This window comes from Methylobacterium sp. P3_A11 (assembly GCF_056403155.1).
In genome coordinates, this window is the sequence record NZ_JBFUGA010000072.1 from 12,688 (window position 1) to 30,177 (window position 17,490).

General features: G+C 65.9%; 14 protein-coding genes, 3 pseudogenes and 1 other annotated feature. Of the genes and pseudogenes, 6 read left to right on the forward strand and 11 right to left on the reverse strand.

The features are described 5' to 3' along the window. Window positions 1-229 precede the first annotated feature (229 nt). Together AC1DXK_RS20745 and AC1DXK_RS20750 are read right to left on the reverse strand one after the other, a co-directional pair. Window positions 230-1,108, reverse strand: coding sequence for an NAD(P)H-hydrate dehydratase (locus tag AC1DXK_RS20745; RefSeq protein ID WP_457107557.1), 879 nt, complete (start codon window positions 1,106-1,108; stop codon window positions 230-232). After that, window positions 1,105-1,869 (reverse strand): histidine phosphatase family protein, encoded by a 765-nt coding sequence (locus tag AC1DXK_RS20750; protein ID WP_457107558.1) that lies wholly within the window; start codon window positions 1,867-1,869, stop codon window positions 1,105-1,107. The genes AC1DXK_RS20745 and AC1DXK_RS20750 overlap by 4 nt, the downstream gene beginning before the upstream one ends. Before the next feature lie 283 nt (window positions 1,870-2,152). Between AC1DXK_RS20750 and AC1DXK_RS20755 the strand changes: the two genes are divergently transcribed. Further along, window positions 2,153-3,355 (forward strand): DUF2252 family protein, encoded by a 1,203-nt coding sequence (locus AC1DXK_RS20755; RefSeq protein WP_477298892.1) that lies wholly within the window; start codon window positions 2,153-2,155, stop codon window positions 3,353-3,355. Here AC1DXK_RS20755 and AC1DXK_RS20760 read toward each other — a convergent pair. The 5 genes from AC1DXK_RS20760 to AC1DXK_RS20780 all read right to left on the reverse strand — a co-directional run bounded on the left by AC1DXK_RS20760 (window position 3,331) and on the right by AC1DXK_RS20780 (window position 10,792). After that, entirely contained in the window at window positions 3,331-4,407 is a 1,077-nt protein-coding gene (locus tag AC1DXK_RS20760; protein ID WP_477298883.1) for a patatin-like phospholipase family protein, read from the reverse strand. The genes AC1DXK_RS20755 and AC1DXK_RS20760 overlap by 25 nt on opposite strands. Window positions 4,408-4,456: 49 nt before the next feature. Then, the gene (locus tag AC1DXK_RS20765) at window positions 4,457-5,635 is read right to left on the reverse strand and encodes a zinc-dependent alcohol dehydrogenase (RefSeq protein ID WP_457107561.1); all 1,179 of its coding nucleotides are present in this window, start codon (window positions 5,633-5,635) and stop codon (window positions 4,457-4,459) included. Window positions 5,636-5,720: 85 nt separating this feature from the next. Continuing rightward, window positions 5,721-6,722, reverse strand: a complete 1,002-nt coding sequence (locus AC1DXK_RS20770; protein WP_457107562.1) for an SDR family oxidoreductase — start codon at window positions 6,720-6,722, stop codon at window positions 5,721-5,723. 782 nt (window positions 6,723-7,504) lie between these two features. Continuing rightward, window positions 7,505-8,794, reverse strand: a complete 1,290-nt coding sequence (locus AC1DXK_RS20775) for a cystathionine gamma-synthase family protein (protein WP_457107563.1) — start codon at window positions 8,792-8,794, stop codon at window positions 7,505-7,507. Window positions 8,795-9,226: 432 nt separating this feature from the next. Beyond that, window positions 9,227-10,792: a winged helix-turn-helix domain-containing tetratricopeptide repeat protein gene (locus AC1DXK_RS20780; protein ID WP_457107564.1), complete on the reverse strand. Its 1,566-nt coding sequence runs from the start codon at window positions 10,790-10,792 to the stop codon at window positions 9,227-9,229. Between the two features lie 165 nt (window positions 10,793-10,957). Here AC1DXK_RS20780 and AC1DXK_RS20785 point away from each other — a divergent pair, with 165 nt between their 5' ends. Beyond that, a complete protein-coding gene (locus AC1DXK_RS20785; RefSeq protein WP_457107565.1) occupies window positions 10,958-11,170 on the forward strand; it encodes a tautomerase family protein in 213 nt (70 codons plus the stop codon). Between the two features lie 807 nt (window positions 11,171-11,977). Here the strand turns inward: AC1DXK_RS20785 and AC1DXK_RS20790 are convergent. The 3 genes from AC1DXK_RS20790 to AC1DXK_RS20800 all read right to left on the reverse strand — a co-directional run bounded on the left by AC1DXK_RS20790 (window position 11,978) and on the right by AC1DXK_RS20800 (window position 14,228). Beyond that, window positions 11,978-13,042: a lytic transglycosylase domain-containing protein gene (locus AC1DXK_RS20790; RefSeq protein ID WP_477298886.1), complete on the reverse strand. Its 1,065-nt coding sequence runs from the start codon at window positions 13,040-13,042 to the stop codon at window positions 11,978-11,980. 129 nt (window positions 13,043-13,171) lie between these two features. Then, window positions 13,172-13,606, reverse strand: a complete 435-nt coding sequence (locus tag AC1DXK_RS20795; RefSeq protein ID WP_477298888.1) for a L,D-transpeptidase — start codon at window positions 13,604-13,606, stop codon at window positions 13,172-13,174. 403 nt (window positions 13,607-14,009) lie between these two features. Beyond that, window positions 14,010-14,228: a hypothetical protein gene (locus AC1DXK_RS20800; protein WP_457107568.1), complete on the reverse strand. Its 219-nt coding sequence runs from the start codon at window positions 14,226-14,228 to the stop codon at window positions 14,010-14,012. 354 nt (window positions 14,229-14,582) lie between these two features. On the opposite strand from AC1DXK_RS20800, the pseudogene AC1DXK_RS20805 reads away from it, so the two are divergent. From AC1DXK_RS20805 to AC1DXK_RS20815, 3 pseudogenes are all read left to right on the forward strand, one after another. After that, window positions 14,583-14,918: pseudogene (locus AC1DXK_RS20805) on the forward strand (transposase); the annotation flags it as partial. A 42-nt stretch (window positions 14,919-14,960) separates the two neighbouring features. Then, a pseudogene (locus tag AC1DXK_RS20810) lies at window positions 14,961-15,310 on the forward strand (transposase); the annotation flags it as partial. Beyond that, window positions 15,242-15,338: a sequence feature (AL1L pseudoknot), on the forward strand. Its footprint overlaps the pseudogene before it by 69 nt. After that, a pseudogene (locus AC1DXK_RS20815) lies at window positions 15,317-15,508 on the forward strand (IS3 family transposase); the annotation flags it as partial. It overlaps the preceding feature by 22 nt. Before the next feature lie 298 nt (window positions 15,509-15,806). Here AC1DXK_RS20815 and AC1DXK_RS20820 read toward each other — a convergent pair. Then, window positions 15,807-16,820 carry an IS110 family RNA-guided transposase gene (locus AC1DXK_RS20820; RefSeq protein WP_457107569.1) on the reverse strand — a complete coding sequence of 338 codons (1,014 nt, stop codon included), beginning with the start codon at window positions 16,818-16,820 and terminating at the stop codon, window positions 15,807-15,809. 528 nt (window positions 16,821-17,348) lie between these two features. Here AC1DXK_RS20820 and AC1DXK_RS20825 point away from each other — a divergent pair. Continuing rightward, window positions 17,349-17,490, forward strand: a 142-nt coding sequence (locus tag AC1DXK_RS20825; protein ID WP_477298894.1) for a transposase, incomplete at its 3' end; no start/stop codon positions are given.

A 17,490-nucleotide genomic window follows, 5' to 3' on the forward strand; every position in this document is an offset into this window, starting at 1 on the left:
CGCTCGGCACCGGCCCAAGCAACTCGACGCCGGCTGCCCGGAGCAACGCGCCACCTGGCTGGCGATCAGGTATTCATCCTCGACGACAAGGACGCGGCGGCCGGACAGAGAAGTGGCAGGTGCAGACATCGGGCTCCGGAAGTGGCGAACCATGGCCTGACCCACGGGGCGGATTGCGCCGGCCCGCATTCAAACATGTCAGAATTTCGGCTTTGCCTCGCAGTGCGGTCTAAGACGCGCGCAATAATCCCGGTACTTCGCCGGAGAGCTCGCGGGCCAGGAAGCCGACGGGGCCGACGGACGCGGCCAGACGCTTGCCGGCCTCGCCGTGGAGGAACACGCCCCACAGGGCCGCGGGCATCGGCGCCAGCCCGCGCGCAAGCAGGCCGACTACGAGGCCGGCCAGGACGTCGCCCGAGCCCGAGGTCGCCAAGCCGACACCGCCTCCCTCGTAGAGCCAGCGGGAGCCTCGCGGATCCACGATCCAGGTTTGAGCGCCCTTCATCACCACTACCGCCCCGAGCAGGTTGACAGCCGCGAGCGCCGCTTCGAGCGGGTCCGCCTCCACCGCCTCCCGGCTCCGGTCCAGGAGCTGGGCCATCTCGCCGGCATGAGGCGTGATCACCACCCGGCCCCCGTGCCGGCGGACGTCGGCGGCATGTCGGGCGAGCCCACAAACCGCGGCCGCGTCGAGGATGAAGGACGCGTCGGGCAGCGCCTCCAGCAACCGCACCGCCAACGCGGTGGTCGGGCCGTCCTCGACCATACCGGGTCCGACCAATAGCGCGTCGCAGCCTTTCGTCACCTTGAGCAGGCATTCCGCGGCGCGCTCGGCATCCACGCCACCCTCCGGCGTCTCGGGCAAGCCAACGACCATGGCCTCTGGCACCGCCAGACCCATCCCGCCGGCCGCGCCCGCGACCGTCGCGATCTTTAGCTTGCCTGCGCCTGCCCGTAGGGCGGCGACGCCGGCCAACAGGGCGGCGCCCGCGACCGAGGCCGAGCCCCCGAACACCAGCGCGCTGCCGCGCTCGTCCTTGCTGCCCGCGTGCGGGACGGGGAGCGGGAAGGCCTTGAGGCTGTCCGCGGTGAGGATCTCGTGCGTCATCTGGCGGCCTCTTCCGCGTCGGGTTCGGCGGTGACCGGAGCCCCGGCCTCGGCCACGGGCGCGACGAAGTTGTAGCGCTCCAGCGCGAGCTTGCCTGTGGTGCCTTCTACGGGCCGGAAGGCGTACTCGGTGACGGAGCAATTGGCGACGTCGCCCGCGCCGTCGACGGCCAGGATCTCGGCCTCGGTCATCTCCTCGATCAGGTAGCGCAGGCACAGCACTACGACTTGGTGCGCGACGATGAGGACCCGCTTCTCGCCATGATGCAGCGAGACCGTCTCCAGGGCGCTCCTCAGACGCAAGATCACGTCGCACCAGCTCTCGCCGGACGCCGGGCGGTGGTAAAACTTGCCCAGGCGGCGGCGCATCTGGGCCTGCTCGGGATGCAGCTCCTCGACGCCGGTCTGTGTCAGGCGGTCGAGGATGCCGAGCTCCTTCTCGCGCAGTCGCTCGTCGACGAGCGGATCCGGCGCGTCCGGCGCCAAGCTACCGGCCGCGCGGATGCGTTCGGCGGTCTGCCTAGCCCGAAGGTAGGGCGAGGTCAGCACCGTGTCCGGGCGCTCGGACGCCGGAAGGTCCGCAAACCAGCGCCCGACGGCATCCGCCTGCCGCTCGCCGCGCGCGCTGAGCGGCACGTCGACGTCCCGTTCGGCGATGTCGATCCGCGCCAAGCTCGCGCCGTGGGCGGCATCGGCCGCGACGTTGCCGGCGCTCTCGCCGTGCCGCACGATCCACAACCGGCTCGGCCAGCGCTGCTGCATGGGTCATTCGTCCTTCCGTGCCGTGCGCTAACGCCCGTTGCGCCTGCCGGTTCGTGTCTGGCGGCAAGGGGGAGTGACCTCGGTGGACGGTGGCCTGGACGACACGTCGCGGACGTGTCGGGAGAGAGGGCGCCTGCGTCGCTTTCTCCCGCCCCGCTTGTCAGGCGCCTCGGCTATCCACAGCGGAGGCAATCGGCCGCGCGACCCCTACCGTCCCACGCGGGTTGTCGGGCGGCCAGGGCGTGATGTGCCAGGGCAGACGGCGACCGACGAAGGTGCGTGGATGCGTGGCGACCAAGCAAATGGACCTAGGGAACGTGCGTCGGCCCTGGAGCGGCAACGCACCCTGAAGATGGCGAAATCGGCCCACGCCTACGTCCGCGGGAACACCCAGAAGTTCTACGAATGGCTCGACGGCCTGGCACGCGGCACCCTGCCTGAGGGACCATCGGTCTGGATCTGCGGTGATTGCCACCTCGGCAACCTGGGGCCGCTCGCCGACGCTGATGGGCGCGTCGACATCCAGGTGCGCGACCTCGACCAGACCGTCGTCGGCAACCCCGTGCACGACCTCGTCCGGCTCGGCCTATCGCTGGCGAGCACGGCCCGCGGCTCCGACCTGCCGGGCGTCGTCACTGCGCGGATGCTGGAGGAGATGGTCCGAGGCTACGCGCTGGGGTTGGACGGCCCGGCCGGCGACGAGCCCCCGCCGGAGCCGGACGTGGTGCGCACCGTGCGCCGGCGGGCGCTGGGAAGGCAGTGGAAGCACCTCGCCCGCGAGCGCCTGAAGGACGTCGAGCCCTCAATCCCGCTCGGTCGCAAGTTCTGGGCGCTCGACAAGACCGAGCGGGCTGGCCTGGGCGGCCTGTTCGAGGAGGAGCGGGTCCGCAGCCTGGTGCTGTCACTGAGCGGGCGCGGCGATAAGGCTGACCTCCGCCTGATCGACGCGGCTTACTGGATGAAGGGGTGCTCCTCGCTGGGATTCCTTCGCTACGCCGCGCTCGTGCGCGTCGAGGAGGACGGCAAGCGCCGGCTCGCGCTTGTCGACCTGAAGGAAGCCGTTGAGGCCGCGGCGCCGCCGGCTCCCAACGCGGAAATGTCCGTCGACCCGGCCGAGCGCGTGGTGGCCGGGGCGCGTGCGCTCTCGCCGAACCTGGGCGAGCGCATGCTGCCGGTGCGCCTGCTCGGCAAGCCGATGGTCATGCGCGAGCTCGCCCCGCAGGACCTCAAACTCGACGTCGACCAGTTCAGCCGCGAGGAGGCGGTGCGGGCAGCGCACTACCTCGCCTACGTCGTAGGAAAGGCGCACGGGCGCCAGTTGGACCAGGCGACCCGCTCAAGCCGGCGGCAGGAGGTCCTGCGAGGCACCGACGGCGGGGAGCAGGCGCCAAATTGGCTCTGGTCGAGCGTGGTCGAGCTCGCCGGCCGGCACGAGGTCGGGTACCTTCAGCACTGTCGACGTTACGCCACCGCGGAAGCCGCCTGAGGCCCCGCATCCTTTGGGGCGACGAGGCTGTCCGGAAGGCTGAGGTAGTCGAAGCTGCCGGTCGAACTCCGGCCCGGGGTCAGAAGCCCCAGGCCGCGCATCGCGTCCCTTCCGCCGGCGGCCCAACGATCGCGGATCGAAGAGTGCGATAAGTCGAAGCTCTTGGCCGCCAGCTCGTCGGCGCCCGCCTGGTAGACGAGGTGGAGCAGCGTGACCGTCGGGCCCGTGGGATCGAGCCGATCCCGCAATTCGTACTCGCGCTTGAGGCCCGCGATGGCCCGGCGCGGCGCGCTGGCGAAGATGAGGTCGTTGGCGCGCTCCAACACCGCGTCGAGCGAGGCGGGGCGCGGTGCCCGTAGGGAGAACAGGTCCGAGGCGATGCACAGGAGGTCCCGCCCCAGCTCGGTCTCGACGAGGGGGTCGAGGGGCAGGTTGTTCGTGTAGCCCGCGTCGCACAGCACGCGCCCATCCACCTCGACGGGCGGGAAGGCCGGGAGGATGGCCGTGCTTGCGAGGATGTGCTCGGGCCGGACCACTTGGCGGGCGGTGTCGAAGAACACCTCCTCCCCGGTCTCGATGTCCACGCACCCCACCGTCAGGCGGGTGTCGCCCCGGTTCAGCCGCTCGAAGTCGACGAGGCGCTCCAACGTTCGAAGCAAGGGCTTGTTGTCGAACAGGGCCACGTCGTTCGGCACCCAAGGCAGGGCCGACCAAAGCCCAGGCAGCCGGTGGCGGAAGATGCTCGGGCGACCCCAGGCGAGCGCCAGGAGGGCATGGAGGCCGTTGTAGATCTGGCGCGGCTTGAGCAGACCGGTCGGGCTTGGCCCGGTGAGGAGGGTCGCCTCGTCCCAGAACGCCCGGAGCTTGGCGACCCTGTCCTCGGGGGCGTTGCCCGCGACGATGGCGGCCGTCACCGCGCCGATGGAGGCGCCCACGACCCAGTCCGGCCTGAGCCCCCGTCCGTGCAGCGCCTCGTACGTCCCGGCATGGTAGGCGCCGACAGCGTTGCCGCCGGCGAAGACCAGGGCGAGGTCGCGTGTGTCGTCCGGCATCCGTGCCTTCATGCGTTGCGGGCCGTTCCCGGCCCTGACCTGGGCGGCGTCAGCCGTGCGGCTTGAACACGACCTTGGTGCAGCTGTCCTTCTTGTCCCGGAACATGTCGTACAGCGCCGGGCCATCCTCCAGGTTCGTTGAGCGGTGGCTGATGATGAAGGACGGGTCGATCTCGCCGTTCTGGATGCGCTCCAGCAGCGGCTTCATGTAGCGGACCATGTGGGTCTGGCCGGTCTTCAGGGTCAGGCCCTTGTTCATCAGGACGCCGAGGGCGACGGGACCGACCGGACCGGCGAAGACGCCGGGCATCGAGACATTACCGCCCGGACGGCAGGCCAGGATCGCCTGGTTGAGCGCGAAGGGTCGTTCTAGGCTGACCGTGTGCTCCATGATGGCGGAGGACACCTTCTGGAGCGTGGTGTCGGCTCCGTGCGACTCCATGCCGACCGCCTCGATGACCGAGTCCGGGCCGAGGCCGTGGGTCATCTCCATGAGCGTGTCCTGCACTTTCTCCTTGGACAGGTCGATAGTCTCGGCGCCGGCTTCCCGGGCGAGCGCCAGGCGCTCGGGCACGCTGTCGATGGATATGACCCGCTTGGCGCCCAGCATCAGGCAGCACTTGACCGCGAGCACGCCGACCGGGCCGCAACCCCAGATCGCCACCGTATCCTCCGGTCCGATGTCGCAATGCTCGGCGGCCTGATAGGCGGTCGGGAAAATGTCGCTGAGGAACAGCACCTGCTCGTCGGTAAGGCTCTCAGGCACCACGATGGGGCCGACGTCAGCGTAGGGCACCCGCAGGTACTCAGCCTGGCCGCCGGCAAATCCTCCGGTGATGTGGGAAAACCCGAACAGGCCGGCGAGCGGGTAGCCGTAGGTTTCGGCCTGGAGCTTGCCGTTCGGGTTGGTGCGCTCGCAGCAGCTCCAGTTGCCCCACTGGCACTGGCGGCATTCGCCGCAGCAGATGGTGAAGGGCACCACGATGCGGTCGCCGACCTTGAGCTTGTGGTTGTCACGCCCGACCTCGATGACCTCGCCCATGGTCTCGTGGCCGAGGACGTCGCCGCATTCCATGGTCGGCATGAACCCGCCCATCAAGTGCAGGTCGGAGCCGCAGATCGCGCAGGCGGTGACCTTGATGATGACGTCGCGCCCGTGCTCGATCTTCGGGTCCGGCACCGTCTCGCAGGTGATCTTGCCCCGGCTCTGCCACGTGAGTGCTTTCATGGTCGGTTACTTCCATTCGTAGGGTTTCGGTATCGGGGAGAAGCGCCGGACGCCGTTCGGGTTCGGCCGCGGTCTAGCCCCTTCGTCAGCGCCGGCGCGGCCAGGGCCGGGTGCCGAGGATCACGGCGGCCGTGGCGGCCAGGCCGGCGGCGAGCACGCCGGCGGTCGCGAGCGGGTGCAGGGTGGCTCGCGTGTAGGCGCTGGTGCGCATGACGTAGACCGGCGGGTCGCCCCGGACCGCACCGGCATGCCGGGGCGCATGGAGGGCGCCTCGCGGGTCCCGTGGGCACTCGGACCGCTTCTGCAAGGCGATGATGGCCGGGGCGAGCTCGTCGTAGGCGCCGGGCGCGAACTGCTTGCCCATAACGAACGCCTTGCCGCCGCCGCCCACGAAGATATCCCGCTGCGGGTGCACGGCGGCGTGCAGGATGGCGTTGGCCACTTCCTCAGGCGGGTAGATCGGCGGCGGCAGGGTGGGCTCGCGGTCCATGTAGTTGCGGGCGCGTTGCGGCAGCGGCGTGTCGATAGAGGCGGGCTTCACCAGGGTGACCGAGACCGGTGCGCCATCGGCGATGAGCTCCATGCGCAGGGTGTCGGTGAAGCCCTTCACCCCGTGCTTGGAGGTCGCGTAGAGCCCCTGGAACGGGAAGGCGAGGTCGGACGCGATGCTGCCGGCGTTGATCAGCGCGCCTCCACGCTGGCGCAGGTGTTCAACGGCGACGAGCGAGCCGTTCACCGTACCCCAGAGGTTGGTCTGGATCAGGCGCTCGTGGTCCTCGTAGGCGATTTCGCGCAAGGGCCCGTAGACGGTCAGGCCGGCGACGTTGACCCAGGTGTCAAAGCCGCCGAACGTCGCCACGGCCTTGTCAGCGATGGCCTGGACGTCGGCGCGACGACCCACGTCGGCCACGACGAAGTCGGCCTTAGGGCCGAGCTCGTTGGCGACTTGAGCCAGGACCTCCCCGCTGCGGGCGGCGAGCATCACGCGGGCGCCACGCTCCGCGGCCATGCGCGCCGTGGCGAGTCCGATGCCGCTCGACGCGCCCGTGACCACGATGACCTGCTCGCGCAGGGGCTTATGCATCATGCTCGGTTCGCTCCTCGCCGGCCCTGGAAGAGGCCCGTCGAGGGTACGCGCCAGACGCCGAAGCGTTGCGCCCGTGGACGCTTTCCCGCGTGTCCGGCCCGCCCACTCCGTTGCCGAGCTCGGCCTGGGTCGACGGGCAGGCGCGGTGGGAGACTCGCCCGCTTGGCTCGCCTTTACGTCGGCCTCCTTGGCCGTGGCGCCGCCGGCGCCCTGCCTCTCAGCCACCGTGACCCCCGCCGGGCGTGACGGTGGAAGCGTGGGCTCCGCCGCGATTGCGCGCCGCTCCGCCGCGGACAGGCATCCGCCTGGGCGCGTCCGGGACGAAGGGGCGCATCCCTACGAACCGGCCGCGACTGAAACCCAGCCTGGGCTCAACGGTTCTGTGTCGTGTGCCCGCACGCGTTGCCCCCTGGCTCAAGGGCATCGCTGGCCCGGTCGCTTGTCTCCGCGACCTTGCGAAGCCGCTCCTCCCAGGCGCCGCATGCCCGCCACGCCGCCTCTTGGCCGTCCTCGTCCTAAATGATGCTGGGACCGTTCGGCGCGACAAGCACTGTTGCTCGCGGGGAGCGGCGTCGTTCGAGGCGGATGGGTGCTTCTTGGACTTGAAGGCTGAGCAGCTGGAGTGTCCGCTTCGGAGAGCGCGCCGGAGTTGGCTGAACGGCCGTGATGGGCGCAATGCCGAAGGTCCGCCTTTGAGAAAGTCTCAAAGTCGGTTCTGGCTCAGGTCGCGCCACTCGGACGGCGTTGCCGAAGGATCGCATGCCACGCGGGTTGAGCGCCGCTCAGCCGAGGACAGCGAGGGCCGCGGCGAGATCGGCGACTAGATCGTCGGGATGCTCGATCCCGATCGACACCCTGATCGTCGCATCCGCTATGCCAAGGCGATCACGGACGGCTTTCGGCACGCCTGAATGGGTCGTGGAGGCCGGGTGGCTGGCGAGCGACTCCGTGCCGCCTAGGCTAACGGCGAGCTTGAACAGTTGAAGAGCGTTGAGGACTTGGAATGCCTCCGCCTCGCCGCCGACGATGTCGAACGAGAATGTCGAACCCGGCGCCGCGCATTGGGCGGCATAGACCTGAGCCTGCTTCGATCCGGGCTCCAGATGCGCGAGGTGATGAAGGCCCGCCACCTTCGGATGCGCAGCCAGCATGCGGCCGACGATCTCGCCATTGCGGTTGGCAGCCCCCATCCGCAGCGTCAGGGTTTCGAGCGACCGCCCGAGCATCCAGCAGGAATGCGGGTCGAGACCCGTCCCGATGGCTGAGCGCAGCAGTCGCACCGGCCTTATCCGCGCTGCTGAGCCGAGAGCAGCGCCGGCGATCAGGTCGGAGTGGCCGCCGACGTATTTCGTCAGCGAGTACACCGAGATGTCGGCGCCGTGGCGCAGTGGGTGCTGGAAGAGGGGACCGAGGAGGGTGTTGTCGCAGACCACGACCGGAGCCTCACCGCCCTGCCGGGCGCCGATCTCGTCGGCGACCTCGCGGATCAGGCTGAGATCGACGAGGGTGTTGAGCGGGTTCGAAGGTGTCTCGATCACGACGACGCTGACGCGTCCGGCCTCAGCGGCTTGGTTGGCCGCGGCGCGCACGTTCGCCGGGTCGGTTCCATCGGCGAAGCCGAATGGCGCGATTCCGAAACCCGCCAAGGTCTTGGAGATGAGCGTCTCAGTGCCTCCGTAGAGTGGCTGCGAGTGCAGGATCGCGTCGCCGGGCCGCGCGAAGGCCAGGATCGTGGTCGCGATCGCCGACATGCCCGAGGAGAAGACCAGCGCGGCCTCGGCCTCCTCGAACACGGCTAGCCGATCCTCGACGATCTCGCTGTTCGGATGATTGAAGCGCGAGTAGACGAGCCCCGCCGCCGCGCCCACCGGGGGTTCGCGCCGCCCGGAGACGTAGTCGAAGAAGGCCTTGCCGTGCTCGGCCGAGGTGAAGACGAAGGTCGATGTGAGGAAGACCGGCGGCTTCACTGCGCCCTCGGATAGGGCTGGATCGTAGCCATAGCCGAGCATCAGGGTTTCGGGATGGAGCGGGCGGTTGCCAAGCGCCTTCTTGTGGTAGCGATCATCGGACATGCTGGCCTCGTTCCGACACGGCACCAGCCCGGGGCTGCGTAACCCGGCTGCGCTTTGAAACCGGTTCTGCGGACGAAGAAGCATGACATAGCCGCGCCTGCTTCAAAACGTTGCGACGGCCTCGCAGTGCCCCAGGCACGCGGCGCACGCCTCCTCTTGGCCGAAAGCCGCTGGTAGCCAACGCTGCGGACAGCGGCTTGAACACCACAGTGGTCGAAACCCTTGTCTGCTCCAGCGGAACGGAAAGTCACCAGTACGATGGCTGCAAACTCAATCTGTCAGGAGCTCAGGGGGCGAATTTCTGGTGACAAATAAGGAAGCCGACAATTTGGCTATCGATATTTCACAGGCGATCCAGGATTGGCGTCACTCAAAATGGCTTGCACGGCGAGCGAAAACTGGCGGCTGCCGGCGGCATAGACGGCGCCGAGATTAGAAAAAGCCGTTTTCCGCCAAGACCTCTGCCATGCGACGGCGAAGTTCGCCATCCCCGAATGGAAACGCAGCGAAGAAGTGAGCCTGAGAGATGTCGCGGCGGCGGCTGTGCACATCTTCGACCCAGGCTCTGGCGCGCTGAGGATCTTTGTTCAACGAGTGGACGACAACAGCAATGAGCGAGATCAACACGTGAGCACCGGGTGAGCGCGCTGCTCTGTCAGCCCAGACGGCCGCCTCCGCGGTATCACCCCGAATCAGGCAGGTGAGAGCTCGGGTTGCCAACATTGCGTAGAGAAATGGGTCCAAGGGACTGAGGGACATCGCCAAATCGACATGCTCGCCCCCGTCGAGCGCTCGCTCGGAAATCGCATCGGCCCAAGCTCGGGCATAGAAGCCTTGCGCATAGTTGGGGCTGAGCGCTGTGGATCGCTCCAGCCAGGGAAAGCTGCGCTCAACCTCGCCCGTGAGCCAGAACGCCCGACCCATCGTGAAGTTGGCGAACGGGTCGAGCGCATCTAATTCCACACTGCGTTCAGCAAAGTGCCTAGCGGCTTTTGCATCCCCGTTCGGGTCTCCCGAGTAACGTAGGAACGCACTCTGGAAGTGCGTTGAGGACAGGCCTGCACTGGCCCGTGCGAACCCAGGTTCAAGGCCGATGGCGCGTCTGAAGAGTGCGGCCGCAGCTGCGTTATCCTGGCTGTTGAACCGATGCAGGTGCCTGAGACCAAGATGGTAGGCGGACCATGCATCCAGATAGTTCGGCGCAGTCAGGCTCGCGACCGCTGCCTCGTTCAATGGAATCTGGATCTCGAGCGCCGCGATAAGATTTGCAGTGATACGAGCTCGGGCTGAGTGAATGTTGTCGATCCGGTCCGAAAAACGGTCCGCCCAAAGGATGCCGCCGGTTCTTACATCTGTCAGTTCAACTACGATCGTCACTGTACTCGCGAAAGCCTCGACAAGGCCTGAAAGAGTATAGCCCGCGTTGAGCATCTGGCCGGCACCGCAGACATCGAGGTCATCAGGCCCGAAGCGGAACGACGAGCCACGAGCGATGACGAAGAGCCACCGCAATCGGGCCAACTCGGTGATCAGATCGTGAGCAACAGCATCGCCAAAGGCCGAGTGCAGGTCGGCGGCACCGATGAGCCGGAACGGAAAGACGGCGATTGACGGCTTGGCCTGCCCAGCAGGCCTCAACGGCGCTTGCTCCAACCTGGGCTCAGTCAGCTGCATCATGCATTGAGGGGCAACGATCCTGACGTCTGCGACGAAGCGGAAGCCCTGACCGTGCAGGGTGCGAATGAAACGTTGATCCTTCCCATCGTCCCCAAGGGCGTGACGAGCTGACTTAACGCGGCTTGAAACGGCGGAATCGGAGACGAACCGGCCACTCCATACTTTCTCGACAAGCTCCTCCTTAGTGACCACACGTTCGCGTTTCTCAAGGAGAACGTGAAGCACAGCGAATACTTGCCGTTCGACCGGTACGATCACACCGTTGCGGCGCAATTCGAGCTGGTCAGCGTCGAGTTCGAACGCGTCGAAGAGGTAAAGCATCGCAGGCCCTCCCTGGGCGGGCGCGTGCAGCGGCAGAAGCTAGCACATCTCCACGAACTCTCCTCGATTTCTCCAGACCGCCTCCAAGCTTCAGCTTAGGAAGCCAGGTTAGGACTGTGCTTGCAAGCCACGGCTCTAGCGGGGCCGACACGAAGGAACACAGCCATGCCACTCGTCGATATCCAGTTGATCGAAGGCGTCTTCTCGGCGGACCAAAAGAGAGACATGATCGAGAAGGTCACCGACGCCATGGTCGCAATTGAGGGCGAAGCAATGCGTGGAGTGACCTGGGTACGCATACAGGAACTCCGCAGCGGTAACTGGGGCATTGGCGGCAAAGGCCTCACCACCGAAGACGTGAAGGCACTGCGGTCCTAAAGCTCCAAGATCTGGATCACTGTAGACTGAAGTCCGATCTGCAGCGCCTCGGAGATGCCAAACATCTCGTGCATAGAGCCTTGCTGCCTCGATCGCCGCTCGACGCGCGCAGAGCGTTCAGATCCAAACTCTGTGCACGCGCGATCCGAAGCGCGTGCCGAATTCACGGAGGACAGCATCCCTTCGAAAGAGATTGCAGCGACATGCCAGATTGTATTCGGGAGAATATAACATGGGCACTCAAAAAACTCGGCCGATCAGCCTTGGCGAATGCGACGGCTACGTCAGTGAGAGCACAAATCTCCTGCATTCGGCGGAAATCCGTCTCTCTGACCTCCGGAAGGAACCTCTACGCGAGGCTGAGCGAGCGCTGGCCATCGAGGTCGTTAAAGCTATGAGACGCATCCACGTGCTGCTTCACGATCATCAGACGCGCTCCAACAACGCTCCACAACCAAAAACTTATTCGGATGGCTCGACATCGCAGCCGTCACGCTAAATGTCCTCTATCGAGGAGTGTTCGGGGTCCCTTGAATGGCTGGGATGGGCGCAAAGCCGAACGTCCGGTCCAGCGCGCACCGGCGATCCAGCGACCGGCCGGAAGCCGCTGGTCCACTTTGGAGGAGGCCTGCCGCTGACATGGGCAAACCCGTGATCCATATTTCTAACTTCCAGCTAGGAAAGCTGCGTGGGGCTGAGGCAGCATCGCCAATTGAGATTGTTGAGGCCCTGAGGCGCATCTACATGCTACTTCACAATCATTAGACGCACTCCCGCAACGTTCCACAAACCACTGAAATCGAGTGCTCATGTTTTTAGAACGATACAGGCACCACCCACGGTGTGGATCTTAGAACATAGCGCGTCAGCCTGCTCCCGGCTCTCAGCCGGTATGCGGATCCGGCAGAACGCTTGCGTCCCTCGGCTGCGCAGTCGCGTGCCGATGACCATCGGGCGCGTCTGACCAATAACGTTGGCGTATGTCGCCTGCGCTTGTGAGAAGGTCCGCAAGGCAAGCGCCTTGGAGAAGTTGGCCGCCAGCTGAATGCCCCAGGGTCCCCAAGGCGGCGGGACTGGCTTCTCGACAGGGCTGGTACCGTGACCGCGGGCATACCGGTCGTTGCCCGAGGGGGGGCGCTCGGCGAAGCGGTCAGCCCGGGACGGGATCCGAAGAGCTGCGGTCACTTGCAAGCAGGTTTGCGGCGGCTCCTGACGCGCGGCTCTCGGTTTCCCCGCGGCGCTGACCTTGCGCTCTTGATCGTTCGATTTGGCGGCAGCTACCTCAGGCGGACTGGCCTTTTGCGACTCTTCGGCGGACTTGCTGAGCTTGTTCTGTTCACCCGTACGCTTGGCCTCCGGTGGGCCAGCCTCGTTGCCCGTGCCGCCGCGCCACTCCTCGGCCGGGCTGCCGGTGATCCAGTGCACGGAGGCGCGGGTCTCAGCCGGCAGGTCGCCGCTGCCCGATAGCCAGTTCGTTACACGCTGCGCCCCACCGTTGTAGGCCGCAGCTGCGAGCCCAAGATTGCCGAAGTGGCGCTTGAGGTCGACTAGAAGATGCGCTGCGTGCGGGATCGCCTGTTCAGGGTCGAACGGGTCGAGCAGGCCACGCTCCAGCGCGGTCCCTGGCATGAACTGCGCCACMCCYTGCGCSCCAGYTGGGCTCACGACGCCGACGCGGAAGCTGCTCTCGCGCCAGATCAGCCGMGTTARRAAYGGCACCGGCAGGCCGCGGGTCTTAGCGGAGTCCTCGATGAGGCGGCAGAGCGCCTGCTCCACGGTCTCGSTCGAGCTCTCAGAAGGCCCAGCGCAGGYAGGCGTCGCGAGAACGACGGCGCTGAGCGCGACCGCTGGTGTGAGGAGCARCTTCGGCATGATCAGGACGCGGCTGTAACGCGTCCCRCKGGRATTGMGMTCCGTTGCGCGTTGACGTGCTCTRYRRCCGCGCGGGSATGCMCAGAGCCGCCCTACTACTTGGTCAGGCCACCACCGGGTCCAACCTGGCTAAATATCAGACGATGAGCGCGGCCTATGATGAGCACGCACGTCGGCTGTGCGGCCCCGTGCTRCTCTTCCTGCCACCTCRCCRTTGGTGACSACRACCKTGGTCGTGCYYGSSCCCTCWGMKCGCACRAGSGTGAACAGCGCGGCAGCATGGGACGGCGCAAGTCGGACGCATCCGTGCGACGCTGGTCGCCCGAGCTGTCGTATCGCGCGGCTGCTGTGGATGGCGTGCCCAGCAGCTGTGAAGAAGATGGAGTAGGGCATCRGGGCGTCATCCCACTCCTTGGAGTAGTGYACCTTTGCCAACCACAGGGGGCGGAACGTGCCTGCCGGCGTCCTGTACGGCGCTCGTGCCGTTGAGACCGCCCAGGAGTACCGGACCTTTCCGTCAACCGTCACCCGCATGCGCTGAGCGGCCTTGTCGACCGTGATCATTACGCGTGCCGGAGCTGCAACAGCGGGCCTCGTGACCTCGCCAGCGGGCGGTGTTCCGGGCGGGGTCCGGAGGCACCAGGGGGGCGTTCAGAGGATCGGGAGCCAGGATTGCCGAGATTGGCACCTCCGGTCCGTCAGTTGTGCTCGGAGGACGAGTGCTCGGATTTGGGATGAGTGTACTGTGGGTAGTGCTATCCGCCGGCTCCGGCGGGGCAGCTACAACTGCCACAATCTCGGGAGCCGCCGGGATCCTCGTCTGGCTAGCTTCGAAGGTTCCACCTACAACATTGCCGGATGCAGCGGGCGGGTTGCACAGTTCGGGGCTAAGTGCAGGATTCTGGGAAGCCGAAGCCTGTTCTATTGACGCGAATGCAGGAGCAGTACTCAACGCCGCAGATTTTTATTAATCGAGCTTGCGCTGCGCGTTCAGCTTCGCGGCTTGCTCTGCCTGGTCCTTTTGCCGCCGTTCCGCCGCTTCACGTGCAAGCCGCTTATCCAGCTCCAGGCGATCACGTTTCGCCTCTTCCAAAACCTTGAAGGGATCGACGAACTGGGCGGAGGCCAGGTTCGCGCCAGCTGTCGTGAGCATGCACGATGCAATCAGCAGCTTGTCAACGTGCATCGTTCGTCTCCGACTGAAACACCAAGTGTGGCCGCGTCGATATAATCGGTCCTTAAAGCCAAGGTTCCGGACGCCATCGCGCAAAGTTGTATCGAGAGCTTTGCAACGGGGACCAGCGCCGCCGATTGCCCCCAGCGGCAACACTGCGCGACATTCCGTATGCCACCTATATTCAAATGGCCGATCACAGTTGGCAGCGTCCGCTAATGGGACGTCGTGACAGCCAGCTGAATGGCTGGGTTGGGCGCTAAGCCGAAGGTCTGTCTCCAGGCGCTGATCCAACTTCCGTTCGCCACCGAGGCTGTGTGAAAACGCTGTGGTTCTGGTAGTCTCTGCGTAACGGTGGAGGCTTGTATGACGCGGTTCGTTAGAGGTACGGATCTTCATCAAGTCACGCTGCTACCGGATCGCCTGGACGACTTCGTATCCGAAGACAATCCGGTTCGTGTCGTCGACCTATTCGTGGACGAACTCGATCTCGCGGCCCTTGGTTTTGCCGGTGTGATGCCGGCCGCGACGGGTCGGCCCGGCTATCATCCCGCGACACTGCTGAAGCTCTACCTCTACGGCTACCTCAACCAAGGCGCCTCCAGCCGCCGTCTGGAGCGTGAGGCCGGCCGCAACGTCGAGCTGATGTGGCTGACCGGCCGCCTCGCCCCCGACTTCAAGACCATTGCCGACTTGAACCGTGCCGGGTTTTCCGGAGGCCCCGACTCTTGCGAGGATGGAGCCATGACGAAGCGAACCCCACCCTTTTCCCCTGAGGTTCGTGAACGCGCTGTGCGGATGGTGTTGGAACACCAGGGCGAGCATGATTCCCAGTAGGGGGCGATCCGCTCGATTGCTGCCAAGATCGGCTGCTCGGGCGAGACGCTGCGGAATTGGGTACGCCAGGCCGAGCGGGACCAGGGCCAACGAGCGGGCCCGACGACGGACGAGCGCGAGCGGATCAAGGCGCTAGAGCGGGAGAACCGTGAACTCCGGCAAGCCAACGAGATCCTGAGAAAATCATCGGTGTATTTTGCCCAGGCAGAGCTCGACCGCACGTTCAAGCGATGATCGCCTTTATCGACGATCACCGCGGGACCGAGGTCATCCATCGGCATGACCCGTGGCGGTCGTTCGAAGCCGTCGAGTTCGCCACCCTCGCATGGGTGGATTGGTTCAATCACCGTCGGCTGCTCGAACCGATCGGCAACGTGCCTCCCGCTGAAGCCGAAGCGCGCTACTATGCCCAAATCGAGGTGCAAGCCTTGGCTGCATTATCCAAACCAAATCGCCTCCGGAAAACCCGAGGCGTGTGTGGATGCCCCCTGTTTGGCAAGCATGATCTTTGAGGTTTCGGCGGGGTCTTCGATCGGACGTGTGTCAGGCCTCACGATGTGGCCTTCGATGACTCCACGGGCCGGTATGCTGTTCGGAAGGCTGGGTTCACATCGGTTCAGATAGCTGCATGCGCTCGAGCCCCGGGTCTGAATGTCCCGGCCTTGAACTTCGAAGTCCGTGTCGCCTACTCCTCGTCGATCGCTTGCCCCGGCCTCGCGGCCACGACGTGCCTTCGCCCGCTCGGGGCTCCGGTCACGCCATCCGGTAATCTTCCTGCTTCGTCGTCACGGCCCAGATCATCCGCGCCAACTTGTTGGCGAGCGCGACCGCCGCGACCATCTTCGGTTTGCGCGTGACGAGGGTCGCGAGCCAGCGGTTCGCGCTCCCGCCCTTGCGAAACACCCAGCGGATCACGCTCATGGCCCCGATGATGAGCAGCCGTCGGATATCGGTCTGGCCCATCTTGCTGACGGAACCGAGCTTGGCCTTGCCGCCCGTGGATCGCTGCCGCGGCACGAGACCGAGCAAGGCGGCGAAGTTGCGTCCGCTGTCGAACGTGTCGAGATAGGGAGCGAAGGCGGCGACGGCCCCTGCGGTTACCGGGCCAATCCCCGGGATCGTGCATAGGCGTCGCAGATCAGTGTCCGTCCGCGAGGCCGTCTCCAGCTCGTCGGCCAGCCGCTCGATCACCTGCGTCAGCCCCGCGATCTGGTCGAGATAGATAGTCCCCATCGCTCGCACCGCGACGGGCAGATCGGCGCCCTTGTCGGCTAGAGCCTCTTCCAGCACCTTGAGGGTTGCCGGCCCCTTCGGAGCGACGACGCCGAACTCGGCCAGATGGCCGCGTAGCGCGTTGATCAGCTGCGTGCGCTGACGGACCAGACACTGATGAGTCCGGAACGCCACCGCGCGGCCCTGCGTCTCGGCGCTCTTCACCGCCACGAAGCGCATCCTCGGGCGCGCGGCCGCCTCGGCGATCGCCTCCGCGTCTGCACGATCGTTCTTCTGGCGTTTGACGAACGGCTTCACGTAGACCGCCGGCACCAGCCGGACCTCGTGACCGCTCTTCTGGGCCACACGACCCCAGTGATGCGACGTCGCACAAGCTTCCATCGCCACGACGCAGGCCGGTTGATCGGCAAGAAGTGCGGCAAATCGAGAGCGCGACAGCGCGTGGTTATAGAGAACCGTCCCGTCCGGACCTACGGCGCAGACCTGAAAGCTGCCCTTCGACAGATCGACTGCCAACATGCTGATCGTCGTCATCGATGACCCCTATGATCGGTTCCGATACAACCGTCAGGCATACGAGATGCCGGTCGGTGGGGGGCATCCACCGCATCAGTTCAGTCGCCACATCGACCGAGGCTTTGTCGTGGATGGAGGCCAAGGCCTCCACCAAGACTGGAGCGTCGGGTGGGTGCCCCTGCGCGTCTCTGTCGATCGGCAGCATCTCAGGTGCGCCGGACGACATGAGAACGGCAATGTTCTCGCTCGGCTGCGCAGCGCCAGGGGCAGCTTCCTTCATCGGCGCCCAAGTCTGGGCACCACGCCGACGCGCCACTGCGCTACTGCCCATGTCACAGAAATCCTCTGCGCCTCAGTCCGAGGCGCAGAGGGTGGAGGTGACAGATCTGATTAGGCCGCCTTGGCAGACGGGGCCGCCTTGACGAGTTCCTTGGCCTGGCTCCGCAGGGCAGTGAACTCCATGCGGACGTACTCGGACTAGGGCCTGTCGTCGCCTGAACGGACTGGCGGGGCTTGCGTTTTCGTCTCTCCAAGGCAGGAGGGATGATGCTGAGCGACGCGCAATGGTCTGAGCTGGAGCCGCTGGTCGAGGCGTGCCGTCCGAAGGCCAAGACGCCACCGCAGGACCTGCAACGCACACTCTCGGCCATTCTCTGGCGGCATCAGAACGGGGCGAAATGGCGGGCCA